Source organism: Legionella busanensis (genome assembly GCF_900461525.1).
Taxonomy (GTDB): domain Bacteria; phylum Pseudomonadota; class Gammaproteobacteria; order Legionellales; family Legionellaceae; genus Legionella_C; species Legionella_C busanensis.
The window spans coordinates 1-26,424 of record NZ_UGOD01000006.1 but is presented as its reverse complement, the minus strand read 5'-3'; the positions used below and the strand labels follow the sequence as shown (position 1 = coordinate 26,424).

Below are 26,424 nucleotides of genomic sequence, written 5' to 3'. Positions count from 1 at the left end.
CCTTTAAAGATTAAAATTAGTCACAGCCGTAAAGCCAAAATAGGCACAAACGATACTAATGGAGAGGTAAATAAAGGACATGACAGCATACGAACTAAACACCGCCATTAAGCCGCCTTCACTTTTCTTAGCCGCTTCAATACCATGCGACACGGTCATCACAAACTGATAAAAGCTCACAATACAAACGACAAATAACAAAATTTTAAAGCCCTTCACGAGCAAATCAGAAAACACAACCATCGCTTCTTTATTGGTCGTATTTTTGCCGACCAAGGCCGTAGGAAACCAATCGGCTGCCTGTACGGAGGCTGTCAGTAAACTAGAAGCTACAGTTATAATCCCGCCAGCAATTGATTTTGCACCTATTTTTTTCATTTTCTTCTCCCTATGGTTTAAATAGCAAAACAATCAATGTCACCCCGAAGATAACTTTCATAATCCTTGTTGCGAGATTAAACATAAATTCATCCTCACGTTTAGCGTCTGCATTTAAAAAATGGCTAACCGCAAATGCACAGGCAATAAGTACAAGCACCACCCCAACAAAACGCAGTAAATTGGCATACACCATAGGTGAATACGTAGATACCTGGGTAAACGCTTGAGTAAAAAGTGCATTAACTTCAGTCATTAACCTCTCCCTATATAATCAAGCGCAAGCGGCTTAATGGTTTTAGGGGCAATAGCGGGTTCATTGATAAATTCAATGAGGCTGTTTCGAATCGCTAATAAATCCTCTCTAACACCTGCATGCGTTCTACCCTCTCTATCGGTAAAGCGTTCAATATGTAGCGTAATTCGGGCATGAGGCTCTTGCTCGGCTTTGGCCTCATCAAGCAGCGGCATCATGGCATTGATTTGGTTAATGAGGCGAACTAACGTTTCATTAAGGACGTCATTTTGAGCAAAGGTTCCATTAGCTAACAGCATTAACCCCACTACCAAACCAAGCCTTTTTAAACGCTTCATTGTTTCTCCTATAAATACTTTTTAAATCGACTAGCCGAGGTACTCATGACTAGTGCGAGCAATACACTCAATCCCACAAATAAACCGGTTGGATTAAAATCAAAAGGCAAAGAAAGCCACACCACTAACACCCAAAACAGTGTTTTACGGGCCAGTGGCAACGATTTGTGAAACACATAAGTTGATTCTCGCCCTAAGGAGGCAGTCCGAATAGCACGCTGATTTAAGCCATCAATTAGTCCTGCAAGGCTCATTAAGATAAATAAAGGCAGTGCACTCAAACAAAGCAGTATTTTGAGCCATAACACCTGCAAACAAGCGCCCCCAAGGCGATAGGTATGCGCGAAAAAGGTCATAAGCGTTGGCCCCATGCCAGCAATAGCAGGAAAATTAGTTTCTAAAAGCGCCTCTTCTAAGGCTTGAAGGGGTAAATCTAGCGCCTCTTGGAGTTGATGGGCAGTTTTCTGAGTCCGACTAATGAAGGGCTTCCACGCTTGTTCAATTGAATCAGACCACCAAAACACTCGCCTCACCGTGACGGGGCTTAGTGCCCTCACCCATGTCGTTTCCTGATAACTTAAGCGCTCAACACGCACTAAGGCTTCCTTAAACCCTAAGGTACACCACCAAAAGAGTGTCCCTATAAAAAGCACAAGAAACCCAATGACTCCTGCTACAGCAAAGGTTATGAGACTGCGAACAATAATATTCGGTGAGCGCTTTTGTATGGTTTGCGATGTCATTGCCACACGCGCCCTCTCTCAATGACTAACGGGTAATGAGCCTGATGAATCAGCCCCATTAAGACATCGACATTAGCAGCCATTAAAGGAATACCTGCAAGTAGCTCAAGGGCTACTAATTCGGCTTGCGTGTCTACATTAGCCACCAAACCTAATCCATGAAACTGCTTTAGAAAGTCTTGATGCGTGCTTAACCATTGTTTTGAGAGGGTATCGTTGCCAATCACAAGCATTGAAATCGAAATACAGTGAGGCAGGGTTTTAGCAGTTATTGCGCCCGGGGAGGCTTTGCTTATCATAGGCGCACCAAAAGCGCTAGGTTGATTAGAGGCATTGCCTACTTCTGTTTGTTCTAAAGTGGGTGCAAGATAGGGTTTTATATCTTTAACAGGTCCCTGAATTTCCAGCACGTTTAGTCCATATGCACTACCAATTAATAACGAGCCTGAAACTACTGCTAACACACGCATGTTAAATCCTCCCCAAATCAACAACGCTAGAAACACCCTGGCGCGCAAGAATTAATAGAGGCGTTTGTTTGTTTGCAAGTGTTAAACTGTCATATTGAAGCTCACCATGATTTAGGGTAATTAAGCCGTACTTAACAGCGTCATAAGAGAGGCCTGCGCGATGCGCTACATTCTGAATGGCGCGATTGTCTGCGTCTAAAACCAATAAATGAAGTTTGGTGCCAGGATTTTGCACCACTGCCTCACTTAAGGTCATGATAATGCTTCTGCTTGCATCCTCTGGCCTTAAAAATAAAAAGAGCGTATCGCCTGTCGTTAAGGACACGGGCTTATGCGCCATAGGTGAATAAACGGTGGGGTCAAAATCTCCTGATACCACAGACTCGTGTTTAAATAGGTGGTTATAGGCTTTATAAAACGCACTGTTCCAAGCTAAATTCTGTGCCACCTTTTGGGCTTCAATTTGGGCACTTAGTGCTGCAAAATGTGCTCTTTCCTGTTCATTGCGGGCATTAAGTCCCAAAATATCAACAGGCGTTAAGTGAAGCCCTTCATAAAACACCCCACTTCGATTCTGCATTAAAGCTAAGTAGCGTTTTTCTTCAAGCGCTGTAAGTCCCCAAACATGCGCTTCATGTAGCGCTTTCTCATTTAATGTCATCGTTTCTAAATCTTGGTCTGACGTCACATCATCCTGGTAAATTGAAAGGCCGCGCTTGGCTAAGTCTTTATCTCCAATAGCTGAAGACGTAGGTAGGTGCTCAGCAAATTTAGGAATCTCTAAAGCAAAAGCACACGAGGCAAACATACTTATTAAAGCGGCGATGAAAAAGACTGGTTTCATGCTATCTTCTCCTACCCAATATGGTCTTGCTTAAGGAGCACGCGCTTTTTATTCTTATTTTCAAATTCAATTTGTTGATGTTTAAAATCCACCTTTACAATTTTCCACCCAGCCAAAGAGTCGCCCTTTTCAACAGGCACGGTTTTGTAGTCATACGCGATAGTGGCAACCGCCGTTGCTTGAATACTATCAATACTGGTTACCACAAAAGGAAGCACCTGAGCAGGTAAGTATTTCACCGATTGATTGGCAGTTTTTAGGGTGTTGACTGCCTGATTAAGCGTATTTAGTTGGTTTGATAAACTGCTCTCCGTTTGGCTTAAGCGCACTTCAAGGTGTTGGCTTAATGCATCAGGATTAAATTGCCTAATATCTTTAACCTCCCTACTTAATTCTTTAATCTTTTGCTCTAAAACAGACAAATCCAGTTGCGGGAATGGCTTTTGGACTGCAGTTTCTAAAGAAGTCAAATGGTTTTGCAGCTCATTTAAGCGACTAGCGACTGCATCGCTTACCGTTACCATCGCATTTTTTTCAGGAAAGCTTTGCAACACAATTAATCCGCTCGTGGCCCCAGCAACCACGCCAACCCCTAAAACCCAAGTGAAGGGCTGCTTTAAAGTCATCAGCAATTTAGGTAAAAAATGCGTGTTTTTCATGCATGAGCCCCTGATTTTTTTTGAAACTGAGCATATTTAGGCGATAAGGTAAAACCCACTGAGCGATTAAGCGGATCAACAACCACTTTGAAAATACCTTTGCCCACTAAAACCTCAAGGCCTTCTTGAATAGTAAGCGGTCCTAAATCACGGTCTATTTGCGGTAAGGGTTTCTGAAGGACTGCCTTAAGTGCTAAAGATTGCTCTTGTTCAGGTGCTAAATCGTAACCAGATAATGAAAGCCATTGATGAAGCGCCTCTCCCACAGTATGAATTTCAGTATTAAAATGCACTTGTTGGATGGCGAGCAGTGGATTAACTTGGGCTGCAAGTGGTTTATTATTAACTGTGGTATAACGCCCAATTGGTGTTACATCTTGAGCAGATAATTCACCTAAATAAGCCACCATCAAACCTATAAACAGGCGTTTTTTGAAATCATGTACCTTTTTCACAGACAAGCCTCCTCTGAGGGACTTAATAAAAGCCCCTTCGTTACTCCTATTGAATTTATTTTTACCGACTAATTAATGGCTTACTGATAGACTTTCTTTTTAATCATCTTGCTCACCACTAAAATATTCCTGAAATGACTTTAACCAATCCCTGCTCAAGTAAAGGTCTTGCCTGAGCAAACTTTAAATTGACTTTATCCGCATTAGACACCACTCTTGTTCGGTAGCGCTGATATTGGCTGTCTCTAGATGAGATTTGCGAGGTCATTGTGCTTGTGCCATTTTTCAAATGAGACTTAAATTGCTCATTAACTTTTACGCCTCGCCCCACCCGCTCGCTTATTTGAATATCAGTGATCATGGTGTAATTAACATCTTTTACTAAAGAATCCGCAGCCAAACCAAGGACACCGCCTGTAAGACCTCCGGTAATCATTCCGGCACTTGAGTTTGTGAAACTTCCAGCAGCAGTTCCGACTACCGCGCCTGTAATAGCTGAACCATAACCCGCTCCTAGTGCTGATTGGCTTGCTGCGATACTCATTTTGCCAACCTTAAGAACATTGGCTTGTAAGAGATAATGCGCATCCCCTGGCTCTTTCACCACTTTATAGCCGTGACTTACGAGCGTTGATTTAAGTTGCGGCCCAATATCAATGTCCTCATCAGAGGTGTTTTTGACTGAAACATAAATTGTCTTTTGGAAATTTGAGACTGGATCTAAGAAAATGGTTTTACTTTGCTTCGTACTTACTTGCAAAGCGCCATGCTCAAGTGCCGTTTGAGTCGCAGCGCATCCTGTTAATACAGCGAAGGTGCTAATAAGAACTACTTTTTTTACCTTCGTGTGATTTGCTTTCATCATTGCCTATTTCCTTGTTAGCTTTATAAAAAATCTTTCGTGTTCTAACTTCCTTGGGTTTTGTCTTAACTTGCATAAACTGTTAAATTAGCTATCTCCTTTTCAAGCGTACTAATTTTTAATTGGGCTTTCGTTAAAATCGCTTCGAATTGCTCTCGCGCATGCCGATGTAATTTCTCATCGTTTAACAGCCGTTTAAAGTGAATGACTTCTGAACGAATGTCTTGAAGTTCTTGCTCTTTATTTTTAAAAACAGCACTTATTTTCTCTTGTGCTTTAAAAATTAAACCCGGTGGCGTTTGCCACTCGCCACGAGAGATAACTATGCGTATCGCATTAAGTTTTCGCCCAAAATCTTGCCCACAGGCAATAAAGTGCTTTGCGCTTAATAAGCAATACTCAATTTCTTGAACAAGTAGTTGTGCATTGGAACTATCTAGCTTTTGAGCAAGTGCTTGAACTTGTCTCTTTTGGTTAAGCGTTAGCGTGCTACCTACCACTGAATCTTCTGCTGATAAAAAACGAATGGATTGGTCCGCTGTTGGCTCAGATACTTTTTCATCTTTTAGTTTATTTTTATCAGAAAGAGCAGCGGCGGCGTTTTCCTGATTTGAAAAAGTATCTGGTAAAACTCTACTGCTTGCTGCTGCTTTCTTAGTTAATAAATTATTATTATTTTTATTATTTATTAGCGTTGGATTAACCGTAGTCGGTTTTCCAGTCGCCGGATTTTTAGGCTCTGGTGCTACCGAAAACGTGTTTTCAGGCTCTGGTTTTTTTTCTTTCTTTGTTGGCTCAGGAATCTCATAAACAATATATTCTACACCTGCAAATTTGCCGCTTGTGTTATTTCTACAAGTTGATTTTGAAATATATCCAGCTTGCTCTAACTCGCTTAAAAGACTTCGAACAGAATCTCGGCCGTTAGTCGAACGTGTTTGTAAGTCAGCAACCCTCACACACCAATCATCGGGTAAAGACATTAAATAGGCATGAAGTCCTTTAGCGCCCCAAGACAGTTTAATATCTTGTAAACAAGTTTTATCAAGGATGATAAAGTTTTGATTTTTTTTATGGATTCGAAGTACAGACATCTTGAATTTCCATTTCTTTTATTTCTTCAATATTTGAATTTAAGACAGTTTGATTTAACTCAGATATCGAGCGATATTTACTTAAATGGTCTTCTAGCCTTAATGTCGCCTCTTGAATTTTTTTACGTTTTGATCTTTTACAAGATTCCGTTAATAACTGATTAGCTTTTTCCGGCAATTGAAAAGAGATATAGACCTTAGGGTATTTTTTATTGTTTTCCGATTTCAATTTTATCTCCATATTGCATTCTTTATATAAACTCTTAAAGATCAAAAACGAATAATTTATAGCCAGTATTTATACTAGCGAAGCTCCTTCAGTTTTCTTGCTAACATTATTTATTTGCAATTTTGAACCCAAATCTATAGATGCAAATATATTTCGTCGGTGATATTCTGTGTAATATTATATGTTAAAATAATCAATTAACCCGAATATGAATTTTATCAACCAAATATGAGTGAGTCAACGATTGGTTTACAAATTAGAGATAATTTATTATTTCTTACAAAAAAATTTAATATTAGTGAAGCGGAGCTTTCTAGACAGGCAAATGTCCCTCAAGCTACCGTAAATCGCCTTTTAAAAGGTTCTACAGATGATCCAAGAGCCTCAACCTTGAAAGCTATCGCAGCTTTTTTTAGTATAACTGTGGATCAGCTTCTGAACGAAAAATTATTAAAAGAATCTACCTCGGAAACTACATATTTACCTGTGTACAATATGGATCAAAGCCCATCTATTTTTGAAAAATTAAAGAATGAATCATGCTTTGATTTGATCAACTTATTTACTAAAAAAGAGAATAAAGCAATAGAGGTAGAACCCTCTATAAATCCGCAGTGTATGGCATTTGAAGTTAGAGGCGATAGTATGTGGCCGCAGTTTATAGAAGGGACTTTTGTAATTTTAGACACCAAAATTGAAGCAAAACACCGCAGTTTTGTTATTTATTTTCTTGCTGACTTACAACAACTAGTTTTAAGACAATATATTGAAGAAGAGCAAAACCGTATTTTAAAGCCATTAAATTATGGTTATAAACCCATTCAAATTCAGGAAAAGGATATATTTATAGGAACAGTAATCCAAGCAAAAAGTGATTTTAGGAAAAGTTAGTGTACAAGTTGTTTTTGAAATTTAAATTATTTATTCAAATATTTCTTTATCGCTTCAATGAAGCTATTTTTGTAACAAAAAATCAGTATAGATTAAGGTTACTTCATTGTTACGAAGACAATAATCAAGTAATTGGTATTATACAGGTTGTAATTAAACGAGTGAAAGCAAGGTTTTCTATACGGTACCTAGCCTGTAATCCGAAAATATTAAGTGATATTCATCCGGTTGAAGTTTGTAAAATTACTTTTATTGCCAGTGTTGAAAATTATATTAAGTTTAATCAAATTCCTGAATATATTAAAAACACAGTAGTGCCTTTCTCTGTGATAAAACAATCCCCTACCTTAAAAATTAGCTCTCAATCTTTTGATAATAATGAAACTACCTTTACTATTGAAGATTTAAATTCTAATTATAAAAATACACTTACTTCTTGTGCTTTAGCCCAAAATCATACTTTACTATATAGTTTAGGATCGCAAGAAGCTGCTCGAGTAGGTATTGCTGCTAGTAATGATTTCTTAAATAAATTAGAGATTAATAAAGAAGAAAAGGACATTGATATAAATTGTCAAAATGCACCTAATTTTCGATATTATCATATTCTATGCATAAGTTATATTACCTTAATTTTAACAGGCATAAGTATTGTAAGACGAATGTTTCCTTTTCAGATACCATTTACTGATGTAATTATACCCTTTGGGGGAGGCATCATCTTTTTTCCTATAACATTTTGTATACAAGATATTACCACTGAAGTATATGGTTTTCGAGCTGCGAGGCAAATGGTAATTCTTTCTATGTTTTCAATATTATTTTATGTTTTCTACTCACAGTTAGTTATCCACCTACCTACTACTAGTGGGCCTGTCTACCAAGATAATTTAGCTTTTGCTACGGTTTTTAATACACAACCGAGACAAGTTCTTGCCTTACTTGTCTCTTTATACCTAGGCTCTATTATAAATGATTTTTTTATTTCTAAATCAAAAGTTATTTTAGGTGGCCAGTATTTATGGGCAAGAATCTTGGGTTCAACTATGATAGGCGAAGCCGTATTACAAATAATAGGTGGAATTATAGGATTTTCTGATAAATTAGATTTTAAAACTCAATTACTACCTAATATGATCTTAGCTTATGGCTATAAAATATTATGGTGTGCTGCAACAATTCCTTTAATTTATTTCATAACTAAATTTTTGAAAAAGAAAGAAGGTATTGATGTGTTCGACTATAACGTCAACTACAGCCCTCTTCAATTTAAGTTTTCTTCAAAAAAAAGCTAGGCTTCCCATCAATTATTTTTTTAATTGATTGTATTAAAAAGTTATCTTGATTATTACCGCTTAATAAAGATATTCCTAAAGGTGGTAAAGTATCAACTTCTAAAGGAATATTAATTTGAGGAAGTTTTCCTAACCCTGATAAAGCTATCAGAGGTCTTAATTTTTCATAATTGAATTCATTAACTTTGTTATAAAATTTTTCTCTAAATGGTGCTACATCAGGAGAACTTGGTATACACACTAAACTACCAAGAGATAGTAATTCATTTAACTTTGTAAAGTATAACTCTTTTCTATTAAATGCCGTCCATAATGTTGTTTTATCAATATTTTCCATAAAACTAAAATCTACATAAGTCGTCTTAGAAAACTGTAATTTTTCTTTTTTGATCCAGCTTCCAATTGTAGCCCATATCTCTGAACACAAAATTTTTTTAAATAAATCTCCTATCCCAATATCAGGTTTATTTGCATCGATATGTATATCTACTAGTTTAATAAACGTAGGTTGTAATTTTAAAATTTCACAACTTTCGTAAATGAATTGATAAAATATTTTTCGCTGATATATAGGTACAAAATCAAATAGATCCTCCAAAATATAAAAATTTGTAACTTTTCCACAATATTTTTCAATTGGAATTTCTATTAATGCTTCAAAAACAAGCGCTATAATGTCCATCGTTCTTGAAAAGATACCAATTGTATCGAAGCTGGGAGTAAAAATTTTTACGCCAGACATTGAAATAATGCCATGTGAAGGGCGCATCCCATAGATACCACAGAAACTTGCTGGAACTCTTACTGAGCCAGCAGAATCAGTACCTAAAGCAAAATCTACTTCTCCTGATGCAACAATAGATGCAGAACCACTTGACGATCCTCCCGGTACTCTATCTTGTGCCTTCGGATTCAATGGCATACCATAAAAATGATTAATTCCCGTGGAACCTGAGCAAAATTCTCCTAACACTGATTTACCAATACAGGATGCGCCATTTGCTAATAACCGCTTAACACAAACTGCATGCTCTTTACTAATCAATTGCTGACTTAACCATTTAGGATTACCACATCCAGTCTTATAACCTTTGACATCTATAACATCTTTTACAGCAAATTTAAGACCACCTAATCGACCTTTCTGTGTTGGCTTAATCTCCATCCTATTTATTAATGCAGATTTAATCAGCTGTTCCTCAAATTTATTATCATTATTTTTGTTAATTGATACTATCCTCTAATACAAAAAAAACTATAACCTGTTATTAATATTTCTTTAACTTCGAAAGAAACTATTTCTAAGTTAAGAGCTTTTATTATAAAAAACTTGTTATCTATAATAACTTTTAATTTCGTAGCATAGTAGGGCCAATTAATTTTTCAATCTGTTTCAAATATTAATAGACTTAACTTTAATTGATTACATCACTTACTAAGTGGTATTAACATGCTTACTAATGAACATTATTATTAATTCATAAAATTTAACTATTATTATTCTATATTTCGTTCGCTCTAATACCATATTTTCATGTTTTAATACTATCCATATTCATAATAGAATCAAAAAATGCTTTATCGCCCAAACTTAATCTAATAGATACTGCTTTTCTGATCAGTCCGGTTCTTACATCTTTCATTAACGGCTTAGTTAATTTTATCTTTTTCTCTATTTCTAGTATTCTATTTTTTGTTTCTTCAGAGAAAAAGACCTGGGTAGCGCCTTCTAAAGGGGCTTGATTTAGACCTTCAAAAATATCATCTATTAGCTCTGCGTAATCTGAATCTTTTTCATAATCCGCCCATTTTATATCTGATAGCGTATACAAATAATAATTAACAGCATCTTCAATTAGCAAGGACTGTTTTCCTCTTCCCTTATAATCTTTTTCGGCCTGTTGTCGAAGTTTTTCCTTTATATCTTTTGGAAATCTTATACATACAAGCCATTTTTCTTTTTTTTGAGGTGGTTGGAAGAATAACTTTTTACTTTTTCGTTTTTGTATCATAAGTCACCATTTTCAAGATAATCAAAAAAATCAAAAAGTCATATTTTTTTATTATTTTTCAATTAGTTAACGTATCATGCTCTGGGGCATGATATTTTTTTAGAGCTATTTCTTTAATCTTATTTAGAATATTTTCTAGGTTTTTATAAGCTGAGGTCTGCTCCTCGATATGCTCGATTTCTGGAAATCTTGATAAAAGGAATTGTTGTAAAGAATCAGCTTCGCTTTGAACACTTATTCTAAATGTTGCATACTTTTTACTAGCGCCACCCTGTCTACCACGGGCCTTAATTACCTTTTTCTCTATTTGTTTTTGAGAAACATTAGATTCCGTCAAAGCTGATTCAATTTCTTTATAAGTTTTAGGCGCTAACGTACGTATCATTTTAAATGTAAGTTTATTGTCACTTATTTTAGAAAATAGAATTGGAGGATAATTTTCTGGTTTGGAACAAATAGTCCGTAATGCACTAACAATTCCCTCTCCTAATCCAATAATTAAAGATAACTCTTTATTTTTAAGTTGTTTTACGTCTTCATCAGATAGTAGCTGTTGAAATATTTGAAAATTTTGGGAAACAGTTAAACCTTTTCTTAAGTTATTTTCTGATAGTTGCCTTCTAAGTTTACGATGTTTAACTTTGAGTTTAGCAAGCATGCTTTCATCAGTAATTTCTATACATGTTACTGTTTGAACACCGGCCATCATTGCTGCAAGGCGTCTTTGGTGACCTTCTAAAATTACATATCCATATTCTAGATTTAAGTTTGTAAAATAATCTGGATCATTATGTCGATCAGCTAAAAATATCTCAATAGGTTCAATCAAACCATCTGTTCTTATCGAAAATGCCAGCTCTCTTAAAAAATTATAACTATCTTCGATGCTTTCATTTGGTTCTGTATCTAATTGAGAAAATTCAGGAATATAAAACTCTCCTGTTTCATCTAAAATCCTGCAAAGTGATTTATCACTACCAATAAACAACTTCTCTCTCAACCACTGATCATCAATCACTTCCCCAGGCCTAGGATTATATGGATCTGGAATCAAAATAAATGGATCCTGTTCAATTAGCTGTTTGCCTCTTGTAAATTTCAAATTAGCAGTTATACCTGCTCTGGTTATTGTATCAGGTTTATTAATCTTATTAGATGTAAGCGATTTTGTGATTATTTTCTTCTTGAGCGACATAATCTTTTTCTCCTAATACTTTTTTATAAACAAACTCACCTAATGCGACTGCTTCAATTGCAAATCGATCGTTATCCTTCAATTCTGTATAGGGGGCTGTAATGGGCGCCTGATCCTCGTCAATATCAACCGCTCTTGGAGAATCGTGTATTTCAATATCTTCAATGAGTAATTTTGCTAGCATTGGGTTAGCTTTTATTGTATCTATAATGCGAGATTGAGGAGTTCGCTTATTATAATCTACTTTATTTTTTAATAGACCAATAATCTTTGCCTGTGCGTTAGTAGGCCTATATATATTTTGTCGATTCACTAGATCAACCATTCCAGCAAGCCCTTGAAGGGATTTATTACTTAATTCTAAAGGAATTAACACATGCGTAGCTGCTCGAATTGCACTTTGCGTTAACGGCCCTTTAGCTGGTGGAGTATCAATAAGAATAAGATCATATCCACAATTTATAAACTCATCCATGGCGAAAAAATCATATGGTCGCTGAACAATACTTTCTAAACTATCGCCATATTCGAACGCTTCAATATCCTTTATTAATCCAGCATCACTAGGTAATATTTCTAAGTTTTCCAAGTCTGTAGGATAAGGGACGACAGGATTTTCTGTCCACATATCTAAAGCAGAAGAACGTCCGTCCCAACCTTCATCTTCTGGATCATTAGGATCATAATCTGGGTGTAAAGGAGGCTTATAGTTTGACATATCTCTTATACGTGTATCACGAAGAAATCTATATGACATATTTCCTTGGGGATCAAAATCAAGAACCAGTACTTTTTTATTTCTCTTGAAAGCAATATAAGTTGAAATTAACTGGCTTATTAAACTCTTGCCAACGCCGCCCTTATTATTAGCAACCACTAAAACTTTCGGCTTTTTTCTTTTCATTAAATTACTCCACTTTTTTATTTCTTTCATATGAAAATTTATCTTAGGTAAGGATAAGAGTCAATATTTATCAATACTGTATTGAGTAATTTTTTTGGTTTCGTTTCAAATGTTATAAATTAATTTATAGTCTTACTTATTTAAGTATTTAAAAGGCTAAAAAACTACGCCTAATCAATAATCTACTAAACAATTACATTTTTTAATATTTTTTTAAAATGTCTTGATCTAAACGGAATTACAGTCCAAAATAATTTGTATGCATTGTTCGTATTGAGTATTATTTAAAGTAATACAGGTAAATATAAAAAGATATATAACCAAATAAAAAGGATAATTAAATGAAAAATATTGAGGGATAAAAAAAGGTTATAGAAAGTCTGATCACTCTCTATAACCTCATCATAAATTAGCTCCGAGAACGAGGCTAAATATATAAAGAACTTCATTCGACCGATAGTTCTTTTAATTTCATTTTTTATTTTAGTCTTGTTCCCTTAAAAAAACAACAAAGATAAGGAAATTATCTATGGGGAACGTTTGCTCAATTTTTCATGCCCACTTTGATAAACTGGTAGAGCTAACCAATAGTCATAAGAAAGCAATTTTTTTGGATAAGTGCTTGTACTGGTGGCAACTCTCTACGTATACACTGGGTGATAATCAAATTTGGTTTACTCGAAATCTGGCTGGCATGGCCAGTGAACTTTCATTGTCGGAGCGAACAGTAAGCCGCTATCTACACGATTTAGTTACCCAAGGTTTTCTAGAACGCCGCTGTAAACTAAGCGCTTCTAATAAAGAAGGGTTTAAAGTGAGCAAGCGACTTTATATACGCGTTACTGAAAAACTACTTCATATCTTACAAACCAAGGTTTTAAAATCTAAAGAGAAAAAGCACGACGAAAACGCTAACGACGATAATAATTGCTCTTTTTTAGCTCAGAATGGCGAGATCGAAAAAGTCACTTTGGCAGAATCTATAAATAAAGATCTAGATTATAACAATTTAGTTAATAATACAGTTAGTCAGATTCTTTTTGGGGATAAAAAAGGGAGAAAGAGTGGTAATTACAGCAAATATCCTCGTTATGCAATTGAATCACTTATTGGTGAACGACTCGATGAGCAAAGCAAAAATTACATCAAAGGTACTATGGCTAATTTGCAAACCCAACACGGTATTCAGTTTTCAGCACCTGAACAAACCTTTGCGGAAATCATTTTTACGTTAACAAATCAACAGCAGTTAAAGCATGTCGAAACTATCCCGCATAAGGTGCAAATTATTGCTAAGCTTTTACGTGAAAAACGTTGGCGTACACCGAAAGGCTTTTATAATCACGCTGATTACGGCCAATACTTTAAACAGACATCTGGCAAATTAGTGGCTGAGGAAAACAAGCAAGACGCTTTATCTGTAAAAACCTCACATTTCGAAAAAAACCGTTTGCTTAAACAAAAGCAAGACGCATTAGGAAACATTCAGCGCTCTATCCACAGTGAAAAAAGATATTTAGAATTGACTTTACAAGAGCAACAGAAGGGTATTGATAAAAAAGTCTTACTCGATTCTATCAAACATCAACTCAATCAATTGGAGGATGAAGCATTTGTCCTTGCAAAGGATATTATGGCCCTTGAGCAAGAACTCGCTCCAGCATTTAAAAAAGGTCCTGATAGGCGTAGAGAAAAAACAGAGCAATTAAATCAACTTCAAGATAAAGCCAATGTTTTGAGGTTAAGTATGAGTCAGCAATTTGAAAAGCTCTGCGAAACAATTGAATTATTACCAAAAGGGCATCAAGAAATTGATAGGCAGCAACAGGTTTACGAATCTTTACAAACTGAACTTATTAAACTTGAAAACAACATTTCAGAATTAGAATATCAATTGTATGTCCATCAAGCTGCTTAGGAAAGTAGAGAGGCTTAGTCGGTGTCGCGAAATGATCTAGACGAGCAGGTCGAAAGGCGTAAGGGTTAATTATTGATTTTAATTTTGCAGACTATATCATGCAGGCTTAAAAAACAAAGCTCTTTATTGCATTTATTGTAACGAGTTTTATAAAAAGAAGAAGCATGAGTTTAGATGTAGCTGGGTTTGATAAAGAAGTAAGCGGAGGCGAGGTTGTTATTAAGGTCGCTGATGATCATCGGCTTGTACGGTTAGGACGACATTTACCTTGGGAGTCGTTGCTTGAATTAGTGCTGCCGGATTTAGAAAGAACTGAGCGGGGACGCTGGTGGATGGGTAGACCTCTTCGAGTCCGCGTTCATCTAGGGATTTATCTGTTGCAGCAGCTGTTTAATTTAACGGATAGAGCGACTGAGCACCAGGTGCGTGACAATGCGGCGTTTCGCTTATTTTGTGGCTATGGACACTTAAAACACTGGCATGTACCCGATCACACGAAGATAGAAGCGTTTCGGTCAAGACTTAGTCCTGAAACCCAACGAGCCATTGCCAATATCATCAGTCAACAAGCGGTGCGCCTGGGGTATGCCAATCCTGGTGAGTTGGATATTGATTCAACGGTCCAAGAGGCCAATATTGCCTATCCGGCGATTACTAATTTGCTAATCAAAGTGGCGATATTAGCCAGTCGGGTGGGCAAAGCCATGAATCAGCTTTGCCATGGCGGTGCTGCGCTTTACCAAGTAAAGTTGTCTTATTTAAAGCAGTTAGCGCTTTATTATTTTAATCTAAAGCGCCGGGGCGCAAGTATAGAGGTTGTGTCAGTCGTGCTTAAACGTTTATGGCAAGATACGTATGCGTCAGTGCTCCCTATTTTAAATCATCTGTATGAGTAACTGAAAAAGATGTAAGGCTTAGGCGGGCCGTCGAGCAACTACGGTGGCGTGGCGCGTTACTCTTGGAGCGCTTACATGGTCATCTGTTTGAGGGCCATTCTAATACGAGCATCTTATCGCTTCATGCTTATGAGGTCACCTGCTTTAATAAAGGCAAACTTAATAAGACGCTTGAATTTGGGCGAGCTTATCAACTCGGACGCATTGGCGGCAACTTTTTGTTTGTTAGTCCGTGTGTTAGCCTTCATATGCCTGATGCTCAATCCTTGCCGCTCGTGCTTTATACCCACGCATGTCTATTTGGGCAAAACACCCTGGATTCGATAGCAACCGATAAAGGCTATTATGCTTACGATAATGAGCAGTTATTAATTCAGATGAACGTGACTGATATCTACTTGCCTCGTCCAAGGCGAGAACTTAACGCGCCCAAAGAAAGCTCGTCCTTTGCAACACGACTTGCCTTACACAATCGGCGAGCTGGTATTGAGGCACTGATTAGTCATGCAAAATGTGGCGGTCAATTAGGCCGCAGTCGTATGAAGTCCGATAATACAACCTTAAGTGCTGGCTATGCTTCCGTTTTAGGTTTCAATCTCAGGCAACTGACCCGCTATCTGGCAGGTGAGGTGCGTCCAAAAAATGTAAAGTTGCTTGAAAATGAAACAAAAAGCAGTATGTTAGACAACAAAATAACAAACCCGTTAGCTGCTTAGCAGAAAGGAAGAGCAGCTTGTTTGCAGTATTTAAACTATTGTTAAAAATAGTTCTTATTGATGTTTATTTAAACGAAACATTTCGCGACACCGACGGCTTATCCACAAAAATAGTGGATAAGCTTGTGGAGAAGGATAATTAATCCTTTTATTCTAAAGGATTTTATATGATGCTTATATTTTACATTGTTGTTTAACGGGCAGGCAGCTAGCTGGCTTGTATAGTAATATAATTTAGCACATTAACTTCAAAAAACAACCGATTAGCCTGAGCTAACCATCCTACTAATTTAAAGGAAAAACTATCTATTTTACTCCGTTTTTAGTAATTTGCTGATAAGGTTAATGATCTTATCAAGATTGTAATCTGGACTATCTATATTGGAGAAAATAATTAATGAAGTGCAATAATCCATGGTTGTATCTGGGAGTCATTGTAGGATACTTATTTGGTTTTATTTATTTTGCTTTTGGCGTTTATACTCATAGTAACAGTAGACCCAAAGAGCCAAGTGGTTACGAGAATCATTCGGTTATCAATTTGCAATAACATCTCGGAGTTATAATGAAAAAAGAAGGGCAGATTACTTATCCAAATAAAATTCCTCAACTATTTCTTGGTTTTTTTGTTGGCCTTGCGCTGTGGGGTTTGACGCTCCTGGTTTTATTAGTATTTAATTAAATTAAGCCAGAATTGTCTTCTCTAACTTCTAACCATTTGTTCAGTTAAGTAAATTCCAAACAATACTTGAAAATAAATCGCGAGAATAAAACTTTATTTAGCTTCTCTTGGCTTGCTGTACGTCCCATAAACAAATAAAATTAATCTTTACGTAACGTTAATAAAATGACTAGTTAAGTGACTGATTTCCGGGTTTTTTAGCGTAGATTAGGAGTAGTTCCATAACCGGTCGTTTATGTGACTATTAATTTTAAAGAATAACAAGTAGGGCTATTATAAATTTACAATAACATCTCGAAGCTAGAAATGAAAAAAGAAAGACAAATCACTTAACCTTTCAATTTTTTTCTTTAGACTTACGCTATAGATTATAACGCTTATGGTCTTATTAGTTCCTAACTAATATAGAATTAAGTCTAGACTTTTTGCTTTACTTTAGTTCTTCCATAATTAGATAAGTATATTATTACCCGAATCATTAAAGTGCTATAGTTTATTTCAGTGAAATTTATTTTATGGCATAGTTCATAATAAGAGGAAAGTATACTTGGACCTTGGCTTACCTACTAGGTTAGTAATCATATATGCTGAGCCCTAATAAATGCTTCACCGAATAATCTTAGTTAGTATGAAAGTTAGGTTCTAAGTTATATATGAATTTAGTAATGGAACGATTCATCAAATATAAAAGTGAAATGGGTAGAATATTCGCATTATTTTCTTTAACTGTAATTAATGGCTCCTTGCTATATCTTATTTATTTATATATAACAGTAGCCTGCTCAATGAAAGTTGATAATATTCTTCATATTCCCTATGAGCCATCAGGGATGCAGTTATTCTTTTACTTTATATCATTTCCATTTTTTATGATTATCGCTACGCTAAGTGTGTTGCATAGCTACTATTATAATTTAAGAAAATCATTAACTTCAGGTATTGTTTTTATCTGGCTTTCGTATTTTATTTTAATTCTATATGTAGATTTAGTTGTTCATTATCCCACAGGGAATGATCTTTTATATTATGGAACTTTAACTATTTCAGTCATTGCAATTTTTTATATTCTCTACTTAACCTACTATCAAGTTATTAATTTAAATAAATTTCAAAAATAAGAACAAACAATACATAGGATAAAATAGTTATTTATCTAATTTATTCACAAATATTATATTGTTAATACTTCAAAGGTAAGCATCATCGTTACTATATAAAAGACAATTTTACCAATTACAGAATTTATTCTTTATTATTTAAAATCATATAGACTCAAACTATAATATCACTTCAAATTGACAATGGAAAACTTTGGTTTGAGCTTATATTTAGCAGGGAAGTAAAAAAGTTAACGAATAATAAATTAATTATCTCCTACTAGATTTTATCATACCTAACTAAAATTAAGAGCCTTATACAAAAACATTTTAAAGATATTTAAAATTACATTTCTTTAACTAAGATTTTGATCATATTGCTGTTAAATCAATCAAACTAGATAAATACTAAGTACTACTGTTGTAAAAGGAAGTAAATATGAAAATACAATTGCTACATGCGATTAGTTTTATAGTAATATCATCGCATATCTTTGCGAAAGTTCCATCATTTGTTGGCGACTTGGTGGGTAGGGATCTAATTGGAGCAGGACCAGTAGGTCATGTAGGTATTGCGAGCGCTCCTGATTATAGAATGAGGCCAACAGTTGTTCTCGAAGCCATGAATTCAGCTCCTCATATTCAAGAAAATGGCATTAATGATTTTAAATCTAGATCGAAATTCTGGGGAAGTAAAGGAGGTTTAATACCGCCCCAATCTATAGAGTCCTATACTGTAGCGAATAGAATAGTTAGACAGTACTTTGCGTGTCCAGAGTACACTATTACATGGAGATGGATAGAAGGTCAAATTGATAATAACGCCAAGCCAATTTCATGTGGTCTGTTTCGATGTGATACATTAGTAAATTATGCTTACGGTAATGGTGCTTGGAAATTGCCAACTTACGATACTGTATGGACAACTCCCTTAGCTATATATAATTATTTTCCTGTTGATTCGGATCTCTTTGTACCTGAGCATTCGACGCATAATTCATCTCTTAACCAAAATGTGAGCCTAAATGACAATATAGACTCTATAAATGAAAGTAATTTATATGAGCTTAATGAGGATAGATTTTACCAAATGTTACAAAATTATCCTGGGATTTCACAAGAGAAAATAAAATATTTATGGCACTTGTTCTCGACGCAACAAGTTGATAATAAAGTTAAAGTCCTATTTTATGATTTTATTTCTTTCGAAAATCCGAACTATTTAACAAATGAAATTATTAAACAAGCGAAACAAGTAAAAGGAGAGTTAAGACATAAGTTATTAGTAACTCTTCAGTCTATTTATCAAAACAGCCTGAAAGATAATAATAAAATGGATTTAAAAGAAATTATTGATTATTTCAAAGAGCTTCAACTTACAGATCTAGATAAGAGTGATGGAAGTATTGTTTATAGAGGGCTTGCAACTTTAGCACCAAAATATCTTAAAAATAAAAATGTTAATTTAACAAATATGGATAAAATTCATGTCAATGTATTGCAGCTGAAAAATAATCCAGCTAACGAGACAAAATATGTAAAAGATATTATTTATAACTTAGATCAACCCGACGATCGTTTAGTTGTAACAGCTACCTATCAGTATCTTACACAATTATTAATCACTAATAACCTAGAGTTCTTTTCAAATGAAAGTAAGCAATTGTTTAGAAATCATTTAGATAATAAAAGTGTAATTAATCCTAATCAGTCAATGCTTTATACTGCTGCTTATATTGAATTTAAAGCTGCATTAAATGCAAACAAAACTGAAGAAATTCCCATGCTAGTCCATAATTATATGCAGTCATTAGATTTAAATACTCAGAAAGTTACATGTTATGGATTCTCTGATTTTACTCAAAATAAATTAAAACTTATTTATAATTACCGTTAAGGATTTAGAGATTTAATTATCAAAAATTAAAATTTTCATATATATAATTCGTCATAATTTGTCATTTAATTTCAAATTGTGACGAACTAGCTGACTTAATATATTACTAACCGATAGTTAGTAGAATGTACTATCTTAAGTCACTTCTAAGATAAGGCACATAAACAAATAAAATAAATATTTACGTGACGTGTACTATCTAAATAACTACAAAAGAAAGATTAGAGCTTTTGACAAATATTAATCTATTAAGCTATCCTTGTATCAATAAATAACAGCTAGTCATCAATAAGGCTTAAACAAATCATGAAAATTACTTTTTAAGTATGCCCTAAATGCAGGGCAGTGATTAAAAACCAAACCGGTTTTTATGATCAATAAACATAATAAATCCCTGTAATACTTAAGAGAATGACATGATGCACAAGCCAATTCAATTTCAAAGTCTTAGCCTTGCTTTTCCTCATAAAACTTGCTTTGACGATTTTAGTGGTCAAATTACTTATGGTAGTCGTATTGCCATAGTTGGCCGTAATGGTTCTGGCAAATCAACATTACTTAAATGGTTTGCAAGACTAATGGATCCCTCTGATGGTGAAATTAAATATCCAGCAGGGTGTCTAATAGGTTATGTTCCTCAAATTATTGATGCGTTTGACTCTTTTAGTGGTGGTCAGCGTTTTAATAAAGCGCTAACGGAAGCGTTGTCTCTACATTCTAATGTTTTACTTTTGGATGAGCCAACAAATCATTTAGATAGCAACAATCGCCGTTCACTCATCCGAATGCTGCGAGCCTTTGACGGAACGCTTATTATGGTAACGCATGATGTTGAGTTACTGGATGAAACAGCCGAGACCATTTGGCATATTGATAATGGTCGGGTAGCTGTATTCTCTGGGAGTTATAGTGATTATCAACATGAGACAAGAATTAAGCGAGCTGCCATTGCTGAGGAATTAGCTGATTTAAATCGCAAAAAAAACCAGGCGCACCAGAAATTGATGCAAGAGCAAACACGTGCTAAAAACAGCCGAATACGAGGCGAAAAGCATATAAAACAAAGAAAATGGCCAACGATTGTTTCAGATGCAAAAGCTAGAAATGCCCAGGAGACATCTGGACGAAAGAAAAGTGCAATTAATGAGAAGAGACATGAACTACTTGAGCGTTTATCGGAATGTCGAATCCCTGAGGTTATTCAACCAAAATTTGTTATAAATAGCGTAGAAAATAAGCAAACTTTAGTGACTATCCGGAATGGTTCCATAGGGTATGAAGAGAACAGTCCTATTTTGCAACATTTAAGTTTGTCTATTAAATCAGGCGAGCGGATTGCCATTCAGGGCGACAATGGTTCGGGTAAATCAAGCTTGGTAAAAGCGATTTTAGATGACAGCTCTATTATAAAGCAGGGCGAATGGATTCTTCTAAGCTCACAGGAAATTGGTTATCTAGACCAGCATTACGCTAATTTGTCCCACGATTTAACCGTTTTAGACACGTTGAGCCCTTTGTTAAGCGATAAATCCTATATTGAGATTAGAAAATTTTTAAATGATTTTTTGTTTCGTAAAAACGAGGAAGTATTGGCAAAGGTTTCAACACTTTCAGGAGGTGAAAAAGCGAGGCTTTCTTTAGCACAAATCGCAGCGATTACGCCAAAATTGCTCATTTTGGATGAATTGACAAACAATCTTGATTTGGAGACACGAGAGCATGTGATTCAAGTTTTGCAGAATTATCCAGGTGCCATGCTAGTAATTTCTCATGATACTGATTTTTTAACAGCTATTAAAATTGCTGATCGGTTTATCTTAAAAGATGGGCTTCTAGGTCTAATGCATTAATTTAAAAGAAATAAAAAATAAGTTATTTACAATCTCTAAGATTTTTGGACCCTCGATTACACTTTCAGGACCTCAATTCATAATTTTAGGAACTGCTTCTTTTCTCTCCTAAAACCTAGTTTAAGAAAGTTGACAAAGTACGACGTTGACGTATAATAAAATAAATAGCATACAATAAACAATATGAATAAAAAGAAACCTTTTGAGTGGGATGAGAATAAGAGAAAATCTAACTTAAAGAAACATTCCATAGATTTTGAAGATGCTATTCTAGTATTTGAAGATAAAATGCGAGTTGAGGCTTTAAGTCCAAAAAATAATGAGGAAAGGTATATTACGTTTGGTATGGTTAACGAGATTGTTCTTGCCGTAGTCTATACCCTTAGAAACAACGTAAAACGTATAATTAGCGCGAGGGTCGCACATGAAGATGAACGAAGTATCTACTACTCCCAAGAGTAAAAGTAAGACAGATTGGGATAAATTGAGGAAAATGACTAATAAAGAAATTGCAGAGGCAGCAAACTCTGATCCGGATGCACCTCTATACTCTAAAGAAAAATTGAAATCCATGGGCTTTAAGCGCGTTAATCCTATACAAGAAGTAGATGTGAAATTTATACGTGGAAAACTCGAAATGTCTCAAGAAGAATTTGCACAAATCTTCGGTTTTAATAAACGCACTTTGGAAGGTTGGGAGCAAAATAGAAGAAAGCCTATGGGCGCTGCTAAGCTTTTCCTTAAGTTAATTGAAATTAATCCTGAAGCAGTAGCCCAGGCATTAGAAAAGTTACAGAACATAGAAGAGAGGAGCTGTAATTTAGTAAAGGAAATAGACGCCTTACCAAAAAAACTATTATGGAAGACACCAAGTTTTAAGTCGCAGCGTAAAGATTCTGCTCGTCCTCCAAAGAAAAACTTAAAGAATCCTAATACTAACGAAGATATTTATAAGTCATTAAAAGATTAAAGGAATACTAATACCTTGTTAACTAAATCTGCCTCTTGCTGTTGAATTATATCATTTATTGATACCTGAAACTTAAGAGGCTAAATATCGATACAATGTTGGCTTAGAAATATTAAGCACTTTACAGATATCAGCAATCGCCAAAGCTTTATCTTGATGCATCCGTTTAGCGGCTTGAATTTTGGAAACATCGACTTTAGGGCGACCACCTTTTTTACCCCGGGCACGAGCAGCAGATAGTCCTGCTTGTGTTCTCTCCTGAATAAGCCTTCGTTCAAACTGAGCCATGGATGAAAAAATATTAAAGACTAATTCACCAGAAGCTGTCGTGGTGTCTATCGCGCCATCACATAAGGATTTAAAGCCCACGCCTTTTTCTCGCAACATCTCAATGAGGGAAACCAAATGCACCATCGACCGACCTAAGCGGTCAAGACGCCAAACGACTAACACGTCACCTTTCGTTAAATTTTCTAGACATTGATTTAGCCCAGGCCGTTCCGTTTTAGAGCCGGACACTTTATCTTTAAAAATAAGATTTTTCTGACAACCCGCTTTTAGCAGAGCATCTACTTGTAAGTTTAAATTTTGCTCAATAGTGCTGACGCGGGCATAGCCAATTAATCGTGACATGATTTTTTCTCAATTATTGTTGTTTTTAATGAGTATTTAATACTTTGATTATGATATGGAAATATAATAAAAATAGCAATGTAAAACTACCGACTGAGTAAGGGTTTTTAGGTGTAAAGAGTAAAGAGGGTAGGGAGTCTCAAAAAAGGGTCGTTTTACGAGACGCCTATATCACGAGTCAGTAACTTTTTTATGATATTGAAAACAGAGAAAATTTAAAATGTAACGCATTTGTTATACAATTTACTTATAGAAATCTTTGGAGTTCATAAGATGAATAAGGCAGCAACAATTAATGCCCGTATTGAGCCTGCTCTTAAACTAGAAGCAGAGGCTATTTTACACAAAGTAGGTTTATCATCAGCCGAGGCGATTCGCTTATTTTATAGCCAGGTATGCCTTCAAAATGGCCTTCCATTTGAAGTAAAAATACCAAATAAACGAACGTGTGATGCGATGAAAGAACTAGAATCAGGTAAAGGTGAACGGTTTAAAACAATGCAGGATGTATGGGATTCTATAGATAATGCTTGAATTAGAATTAGCGACTCAATTTAAGCGTGATTTGAAAAAAATTGACAGAGAAGGGTAGTTAACTTCTTAATTTTATTTTTGAACAATTGTAAAAGGAAGAGCCGTGGGCTCCAGGACATAAGAATTATTATCTTTTCAGAAATTGGAAATGTTATCATGAATGCTAATTAACTTTGATTAGTTATTAATTTTTAATGCAGTAAAATTATATTACTTTTCAGATGCACTACTCTTTGAGAATAGTTAAATTTTCTGCAAAGAAACAATTATGAGCAGGATATGGAAGAAGAATTAAACCATAATAAAGCAGAACGTAGTACCTTAAAGAAGGTCTTTTGGGAATGGCACTTGATAACCTTGCTGATGCAGGTGTTTATATTGTTATTATTTATGCAGTAGGAAAATCACATCAGGCCAAAGCAAGAGCGGCTCGTTTATCCGGATCTTTGTTAATTATTCTTGGATTAGCACTAATGGTGGAAATAGTACAAAAGTTTGGTGGAATTAGTGAACCTATAGGGTTTGCTATGATCATTACAGCTATTATAAATTCTCTTTCCAATCTTGTTTGTCTATACTTATTGCGCTCATACCAAAAAGAAGGGGCTCACCTGAGAGCTTCTTACATTTTTACAAGTAATGATATGTTGATTAATTTAGGTATTGTTTTATCGGGTGTTTTAGTAATGGTGTTCCAATCTCCTCTTCCCGATTTAATTATCAGCGTAGTTCTGGCAGGAATAGGGATTAAATATGGTTTTAAAATTTTAAAAGAGGCAAACCAAGAAGCAAAACTATAACCTTAAGAAGCTACTAAATTTTAGTATTTAAACTACATAATCCTTCATTGTTAAGATGTTTTTCACGTTCAATTTGTAAGGTAGTATGAGAAATTCCAAACTGTGAAAATAAGCACTTCTAAGGTTTAGATTTTTATCTTTATTTTGAGCTAATAAGTACATGGAGACTAAATTAATTATTAAACCTATACAAGCTATGATTAACATACCCATGGAATAAATCTCAGGCGGCTTTTTTAATCGTTGATAAGCTTCAAATAAAATATAAAGAGCAACCAGAAAGAGAAGACTTGCATTAAAAGCTGCAGCTAAAATTTCAAATCGATAATAGCCAAAAGTACGACGAGCATCCGCAGCCCGTTTTCCTATGCGAATCGCTATCAATGCAATAATTAATGCGGTAACATCAGTCATCATGTGGGCTGCATCAGATATTAAGGCAAGGCTGCCCGTGATAAGGCCGCCCACAACCTCTGCAATAAGAAAGCTCCCCGTTAACAAAAGAGCCAGCCAAAGTGAGCGCTCCCTTGCATCTTGTTTAGTGTTTTGATTCACTTAATCTCCTTTCCTTCATAAACTTCCTAGTTGTTAATTTAACTTACCGCTAATAATGTATTATTTATAATATTGTTTATGTATTTCTTTTCCGTGAGTAAATATTTTCTGCTCAACCGCGTGAGGAAACATATCATACAAAATAATATTTTCTTTAAAAGACTCCGCTTTATTCCATAAGGCATTTTTAATGGCATTAGTTGCTTGCTCACAACCCATGATAATATTCTGGGCAATGGCTTGTGCTGAAAAATTATAGTCCTTAGATGCTAAATCGGCTTCTTGCTCGTGCCGATGAAATTTAACAAATACCAATTTAGATTCTTTTTCCATTAAGGAAATATTTTTAAATTGAGGTTTTTTCTTAAGGGGCTCAGGTAAATTTTTATAAAGTTCTTTAATCATATGTCGCATGTCATATGCTTCACAAAAAGTTCTTAAGGCGCGATTGGAGTTACTTGTATAGATTATATCCTTTTGCTTTAATAAAATTTTATCTAAGGAGTTTGGTAGGGTTCCTTCCGGATCAAAAAGCTGCATCATGAAACACAAGGTATTGACTCTAGGTAAATCATCTAAAATAACCTCAAGGGAACTATTATTGACTAAAGCGCCATCCCAGTAATATTCCTTATCAATTTTAACAGCTGGAAAGCTTGGAGGAAGAGCACTGCTTGCCATAATATGGTCAAGGGTAATAGTTTGATATTTAGAATCAAAATGAACTTGTTGGCCATTACTTAATTGCACTGCTGATAAGGTTAAACGTATATTGCCACTATTGAGAATTTTAAAATCAATAAGTTCATTGAGGGTATCTCTCAGTGGTGCGGTTTCATAGAAACTAATTTTATCTGGTGTTTGATTATAGGTGAAATAGGGGCTTAACAAACGAGGATGAAAAAAGCTTGGTTGCCCATAAAATAGCGCAGATTGAGCTTGCCAAGCATTAACTAAGCTGGGAGAGAAGTCAAATTGACGAAAAAAGACCTCCCACCAAGCGATATAATCAGGCCTGGTGATTCTATGCCAAAACTCTTTAAGTTTATCAATCCGATATTCAGGCCTATTGCCTGCCACAATGGCTGCATTAATTGCACCAATAGAAATACCACTTACCCAATTGACGGAATACCCAGCATTATATAATGCTTCATAAACACCTACTTGAAATGCGCCTAAAGCGCCACCGCCATCAAATAAAAAGGCAATTCTATCATAGCGGAAATCCGGTTTATTATATTTTGCCAT

The 26,424-nt window shown here is 35.3% G+C and carries 31 protein-coding genes; 13 read left to right on the top strand and 18 right to left on the bottom strand.

Annotation, left to right across the window (positions count from 1 at the left end):
* Positions 1 to 3 precede the first annotated feature (3 nt).
* The 11 genes from DYH30_RS16970 to DYH30_RS16920 all read right to left on the bottom strand — a co-directional run bounded on the left by DYH30_RS16970 (position 4) and on the right by DYH30_RS16920 (position 6,328).
* Entirely contained in the window at positions 4 to 378 is a 375-nt protein-coding gene (locus DYH30_RS16970) for a hypothetical protein (protein WP_115332930.1), read from the bottom strand.
* A 10-nt stretch (positions 379 to 388) separates the two neighbouring features.
* Complete coding sequence (locus tag DYH30_RS16965; RefSeq protein WP_115332929.1) at positions 389 to 634, bottom strand: hypothetical protein; 246 nt, start codon at positions 632 to 634, stop codon at positions 389 to 391.
* Positions 634 to 972 (bottom strand): hypothetical protein, encoded by a 339-nt coding sequence (locus DYH30_RS16960; protein WP_115332928.1) that lies wholly within the window; start codon positions 970 to 972, stop codon positions 634 to 636. The genes DYH30_RS16965 and DYH30_RS16960 overlap by 1 nt, the downstream gene beginning before the upstream one ends.
* An 8-nt stretch (positions 973 to 980) precedes the next feature.
* Entirely contained in the window at positions 981 to 1,715 is a 735-nt protein-coding gene (locus DYH30_RS16955; protein WP_115332927.1) for an IncC plasmid conjugative DNA transfer DtrJ family protein, read from the bottom strand.
* On the bottom strand, positions 1,712 to 2,185 hold the full coding sequence (locus tag DYH30_RS16950; protein ID WP_115332926.1) for a PFL_4695 family integrating conjugative element protein: 474 nt from the start codon (positions 2,183 to 2,185) through the stop codon (positions 1,712 to 1,714). The genes DYH30_RS16955 and DYH30_RS16950 overlap by 4 nt, the downstream gene beginning before the upstream one ends.
* A 1-nt stretch (position 2,186) precedes the next feature.
* A complete protein-coding gene (locus DYH30_RS16945) occupies positions 2,187 to 3,029 on the bottom strand; it encodes a TIGR03759 family integrating conjugative element protein (protein ID WP_115332925.1) in 843 nt (280 codons plus the stop codon).
* 11 nt (positions 3,030 to 3,040) lie between these two features.
* A complete protein-coding gene (locus tag DYH30_RS16940; RefSeq protein WP_115332924.1) occupies positions 3,041 to 3,688 on the bottom strand; it encodes a hypothetical protein in 648 nt (215 codons plus the stop codon).
* Positions 3,685 to 4,143 carry a PFGI-1 class ICE element type IV pilus protein PilL2 gene (gene pilL2, locus DYH30_RS16935; protein WP_341273193.1) on the bottom strand — a complete coding sequence of 153 codons (459 nt, stop codon included), beginning with the start codon at positions 4,141 to 4,143 and terminating at the stop codon, positions 3,685 to 3,687. Before pilL2 ends, DYH30_RS16940 begins: the two co-directional genes overlap by 4 nt.
* Positions 4,144 to 4,261: 118 nt before the next feature.
* The gene (locus DYH30_RS16930; RefSeq protein WP_115333005.1) at positions 4,262 to 5,005 is read right to left on the bottom strand and encodes a complement resistance protein TraT; all 744 of its coding nucleotides are present in this window, start codon (positions 5,003 to 5,005) and stop codon (positions 4,262 to 4,264) included.
* A gap of 65 nt (positions 5,006 to 5,070) precedes the next feature.
* The gene (locus tag DYH30_RS16925; protein WP_115332923.1) at positions 5,071 to 6,099 is read right to left on the bottom strand and encodes a helix-turn-helix domain-containing protein; all 1,029 of its coding nucleotides are present in this window, start codon (positions 6,097 to 6,099) and stop codon (positions 5,071 to 5,073) included.
* Positions 6,077 to 6,328: a TraY domain-containing protein gene (locus tag DYH30_RS16920; protein ID WP_115333004.1), complete on the bottom strand. Its 252-nt coding sequence runs from the start codon at positions 6,326 to 6,328 to the stop codon at positions 6,077 to 6,079. Before DYH30_RS16920 ends, DYH30_RS16925 begins: the two co-directional genes overlap by 23 nt.
* Before the next feature lie 228 nt (positions 6,329 to 6,556).
* On the opposite strand from DYH30_RS16920, the gene DYH30_RS16915 reads away from it, so the two are divergent.
* Together DYH30_RS16915 and DYH30_RS16910 are read left to right on the top strand one after the other, a co-directional pair.
* A complete protein-coding gene (locus DYH30_RS16915) occupies positions 6,557 to 7,219 on the top strand; it encodes a LexA family transcriptional regulator (RefSeq protein WP_115332922.1) in 663 nt (220 codons plus the stop codon).
* Positions 7,219 to 8,514 carry a queuosine precursor transporter gene (locus tag DYH30_RS16910; RefSeq protein ID WP_115332921.1) on the top strand — a complete coding sequence of 432 codons (1,296 nt, stop codon included), beginning with the start codon at positions 7,219 to 7,221 and terminating at the stop codon, positions 8,512 to 8,514. The genes DYH30_RS16915 and DYH30_RS16910 overlap by 1 nt, the downstream gene beginning before the upstream one ends.
* Here DYH30_RS16910 and DYH30_RS16905 read toward each other — a convergent pair.
* The 4 genes from DYH30_RS16905 to DYH30_RS16890 all read right to left on the bottom strand — a co-directional run bounded on the left by DYH30_RS16905 (position 8,489) and on the right by DYH30_RS16890 (position 12,625).
* Positions 8,489 to 9,679, bottom strand: coding sequence for an amidase family protein (locus tag DYH30_RS16905; protein WP_115332920.1), 1,191 nt, complete (start codon positions 9,677 to 9,679; stop codon positions 8,489 to 8,491). The genes DYH30_RS16910 and DYH30_RS16905 overlap by 26 nt on opposite strands.
* A 367-nt stretch (positions 9,680 to 10,046) precedes the next feature.
* Complete coding sequence (locus DYH30_RS16900) at positions 10,047 to 10,526, bottom strand: hypothetical protein (protein WP_115332919.1); 480 nt, start codon at positions 10,524 to 10,526, stop codon at positions 10,047 to 10,049.
* Between the two features lie 58 nt (positions 10,527 to 10,584).
* The gene (locus tag DYH30_RS16895) at positions 10,585 to 11,721 is read right to left on the bottom strand and encodes a ParB/RepB/Spo0J family partition protein (protein ID WP_115332918.1); all 1,137 of its coding nucleotides are present in this window, start codon (positions 11,719 to 11,721) and stop codon (positions 10,585 to 10,587) included.
* Positions 11,678 to 12,625, bottom strand: a complete 948-nt coding sequence (locus tag DYH30_RS16890; RefSeq protein WP_115332917.1) for a ParA family protein — start codon at positions 12,623 to 12,625, stop codon at positions 11,678 to 11,680. The genes DYH30_RS16895 and DYH30_RS16890 overlap by 44 nt, the downstream gene beginning before the upstream one ends.
* Positions 12,626 to 13,154: 529 nt before the next feature.
* Between DYH30_RS16890 and DYH30_RS16885 the strand changes: the two genes are divergently transcribed.
* The 9 genes from DYH30_RS16885 to DYH30_RS18160 all read left to right on the top strand — a co-directional run bounded on the left by DYH30_RS16885 (position 13,155) and on the right by DYH30_RS18160 (position 22,651).
* Positions 13,155 to 14,543 (top strand): AAA family ATPase, encoded by a 1,389-nt coding sequence (locus DYH30_RS16885; RefSeq protein WP_115332916.1) that lies wholly within the window; start codon positions 13,155 to 13,157, stop codon positions 14,541 to 14,543.
* Between the two features lie 164 nt (positions 14,544 to 14,707).
* Positions 14,708 to 15,439, top strand: a complete 732-nt coding sequence (locus tag DYH30_RS18490; RefSeq protein WP_242604768.1) for a transposase — start codon at positions 14,708 to 14,710, stop codon at positions 15,437 to 15,439.
* Between the two features lie 62 nt (positions 15,440 to 15,501).
* Positions 15,502 to 16,155, top strand: a complete 654-nt coding sequence (locus tag DYH30_RS18485; RefSeq protein WP_242604767.1) for a hypothetical protein — start codon at positions 15,502 to 15,504, stop codon at positions 16,153 to 16,155.
* Between the two features lie 397 nt (positions 16,156 to 16,552).
* A complete protein-coding gene (locus DYH30_RS18100) occupies positions 16,553 to 16,705 on the top strand; it encodes a hypothetical protein (protein ID WP_160116247.1) in 153 nt (50 codons plus the stop codon).
* A 917-nt stretch (positions 16,706 to 17,622) separates the two neighbouring features.
* Positions 17,623 to 17,955 carry a hypothetical protein gene (locus tag DYH30_RS16875; RefSeq protein WP_242604766.1) on the top strand — a complete coding sequence of 111 codons (333 nt, stop codon included), beginning with the start codon at positions 17,623 to 17,625 and terminating at the stop codon, positions 17,953 to 17,955.
* Between the two features lie 418 nt (positions 17,956 to 18,373).
* Positions 18,374 to 19,831, top strand: coding sequence for a hypothetical protein (locus tag DYH30_RS16870; protein ID WP_115332914.1), 1,458 nt, complete (start codon positions 18,374 to 18,376; stop codon positions 19,829 to 19,831).
* A 416-nt stretch (positions 19,832 to 20,247) separates the two neighbouring features.
* On the top strand, positions 20,248 to 21,681 hold the full coding sequence (locus DYH30_RS16865) for an ABC-F family ATP-binding cassette domain-containing protein (protein ID WP_165482178.1): 1,434 nt from the start codon (positions 20,248 to 20,250) through the stop codon (positions 21,679 to 21,681).
* Positions 21,682 to 21,864: 183 nt separating this feature from the next.
* Complete coding sequence (locus DYH30_RS18795) at positions 21,865 to 22,143, top strand: BrnT family toxin (protein ID WP_115332913.1); 279 nt, start codon at positions 21,865 to 21,867, stop codon at positions 22,141 to 22,143.
* Entirely contained in the window at positions 22,106 to 22,651 is a 546-nt protein-coding gene (locus DYH30_RS18160) for a hypothetical protein (protein WP_176579745.1), read from the top strand. Before DYH30_RS18795 ends, DYH30_RS18160 begins: the two co-directional genes overlap by 38 nt.
* Before the next feature lie 72 nt (positions 22,652 to 22,723).
* Here the strand turns inward: DYH30_RS18160 and DYH30_RS16850 are convergent, their stop codons facing one another.
* Entirely contained in the window at positions 22,724 to 23,284 is a 561-nt protein-coding gene (locus tag DYH30_RS16850) for a recombinase family protein (protein WP_115332912.1), read from the bottom strand.
* Between the two features lie 273 nt (positions 23,285 to 23,557).
* Between DYH30_RS16850 and DYH30_RS16845 the strand changes: the two genes are divergently transcribed.
* Together DYH30_RS16845 and DYH30_RS16840 are read left to right on the top strand one after the other, a co-directional pair.
* The gene (locus tag DYH30_RS16845; protein WP_115332911.1) at positions 23,558 to 23,818 is read left to right on the top strand and encodes a type II toxin-antitoxin system RelB/DinJ family antitoxin; all 261 of its coding nucleotides are present in this window, start codon (positions 23,558 to 23,560) and stop codon (positions 23,816 to 23,818) included.
* A gap of 341 nt (positions 23,819 to 24,159) precedes the next feature.
* Entirely contained in the window at positions 24,160 to 24,618 is a 459-nt protein-coding gene (locus tag DYH30_RS16840) for a cation efflux transmembrane domain-containing protein (RefSeq protein WP_115332910.1), read from the top strand.
* 27 nt (positions 24,619 to 24,645) lie between these two features.
* Here DYH30_RS16840 and DYH30_RS16835 read toward each other — a convergent pair whose 3' ends face one another.
* Positions 24,646 to 25,173, bottom strand: coding sequence for a cation diffusion facilitator family transporter (locus DYH30_RS16835; RefSeq protein WP_278043148.1), 528 nt, complete (start codon positions 25,171 to 25,173; stop codon positions 24,646 to 24,648).
* Positions 25,174 to 25,233: 60 nt separating this feature from the next.
* Positions 25,234 to 26,424: patatin-like phospholipase family protein (locus DYH30_RS16830; RefSeq protein ID WP_115332909.1), on the bottom strand; the 1,191-nt coding region annotated here is incomplete at its 5' end.

Excerpts from the sequence above, each read along its gene's own strand:
- DYH30_RS16970 (WP_115332930.1), bottom strand. The coding sequence starts at position 378 with ATGAAAAAAATAGGTGCAAAATCAATTGCTGGCGGGATTATAACTGTA.
- DYH30_RS16945 (WP_115332925.1), bottom strand. The coding sequence starts at position 3,029 with ATGAAACCAGTCTTTTTCATCGCCGCTTTAATAAGTATGTTTGCCTCG.
- DYH30_RS16870 (WP_115332914.1), top strand. The coding sequence starts at position 18,374 with ATGAAAATACAATTGCTACATGCGATTAGTTTTATAGTAATATCATCG.
- DYH30_RS16925 (WP_115332923.1), bottom strand. The coding sequence starts at position 6,099 with ATGTCTGTACTTCGAATCCATAAAAAAAATCAAAACTTTATCATCCTT.
- DYH30_RS16950 (WP_115332926.1), bottom strand. The coding sequence starts at position 2,185 with ATGCGTGTGTTAGCAGTAGTTTCAGGCTCGTTATTAATTGGTAGTGCA.
- DYH30_RS16875 (WP_242604766.1), top strand. The coding sequence starts at position 17,623 with ATGAAAGTTGATAATATTCTTCATATTCCCTATGAGCCATCAGGGATG.
- DYH30_RS16890 (WP_115332917.1), bottom strand. The coding sequence starts at position 12,625 with ATGAAAAGAAAAAAGCCGAAAGTTTTAGTGGTTGCTAATAATAAGGGC.
- DYH30_RS16965 (WP_115332929.1), bottom strand. The coding sequence starts at position 634 with ATGACTGAAGTTAATGCACTTTTTACTCAAGCGTTTACCCAGGTATCT.
- DYH30_RS18100 (WP_160116247.1), top strand. The coding sequence starts at position 16,553 with ATGAAGTGCAATAATCCATGGTTGTATCTGGGAGTCATTGTAGGATAC.
- DYH30_RS16885 (WP_115332916.1), top strand. The coding sequence starts at position 13,155 with ATGGGGAACGTTTGCTCAATTTTTCATGCCCACTTTGATAAACTGGTA.
- DYH30_RS16915 (WP_115332922.1), top strand. The coding sequence starts at position 6,557 with ATGAGTGAGTCAACGATTGGTTTACAAATTAGAGATAATTTATTATTT.
- DYH30_RS16865 (WP_165482178.1), top strand. The coding sequence starts at position 20,248 with ATGATGCACAAGCCAATTCAATTTCAAAGTCTTAGCCTTGCTTTTCCT.
- DYH30_RS18490 (WP_242604768.1), top strand. The coding sequence starts at position 14,708 with ATGAGTTTAGATGTAGCTGGGTTTGATAAAGAAGTAAGCGGAGGCGAG.
- DYH30_RS16900 (WP_115332919.1), bottom strand. The coding sequence starts at position 10,526 with ATGATACAAAAACGAAAAAGTAAAAAGTTATTCTTCCAACCACCTCAA.
- DYH30_RS16930 (WP_115333005.1), bottom strand. The coding sequence starts at position 5,005 with ATGAAAGCAAATCACACGAAGGTAAAAAAAGTAGTTCTTATTAGCACC.
- DYH30_RS16840 (WP_115332910.1), top strand. The coding sequence starts at position 24,160 with ATGGCACTTGATAACCTTGCTGATGCAGGTGTTTATATTGTTATTATT.
- DYH30_RS16895 (WP_115332918.1), bottom strand. The coding sequence starts at position 11,721 with ATGTCGCTCAAGAAGAAAATAATCACAAAATCGCTTACATCTAATAAG.
- DYH30_RS16905 (WP_115332920.1), bottom strand. The coding sequence starts at position 9,679 with ATGGAGATTAAGCCAACACAGAAAGGTCGATTAGGTGGTCTTAAATTT.
- DYH30_RS16850 (WP_115332912.1), bottom strand. The coding sequence starts at position 23,284 with ATGTCACGATTAATTGGCTATGCCCGCGTCAGCACTATTGAGCAAAAT.
- DYH30_RS16940 (WP_115332924.1), bottom strand. The coding sequence starts at position 3,688 with ATGAAAAACACGCATTTTTTACCTAAATTGCTGATGACTTTAAAGCAG.
- DYH30_RS16955 (WP_115332927.1), bottom strand. The coding sequence starts at position 1,715 with ATGACATCGCAAACCATACAAAAGCGCTCACCGAATATTATTGTTCGC.
- DYH30_RS18795 (WP_115332913.1), top strand. The coding sequence starts at position 21,865 with ATGAATAAAAAGAAACCTTTTGAGTGGGATGAGAATAAGAGAAAATCT.
- DYH30_RS16845 (WP_115332911.1), top strand. The coding sequence starts at position 23,558 with ATGAATAAGGCAGCAACAATTAATGCCCGTATTGAGCCTGCTCTTAAA.
- DYH30_RS18160 (WP_176579745.1), top strand. The coding sequence starts at position 22,106 with ATGAAGATGAACGAAGTATCTACTACTCCCAAGAGTAAAAGTAAGACA.
- DYH30_RS16960 (WP_115332928.1), bottom strand. The coding sequence starts at position 972 with ATGAAGCGTTTAAAAAGGCTTGGTTTGGTAGTGGGGTTAATGCTGTTA.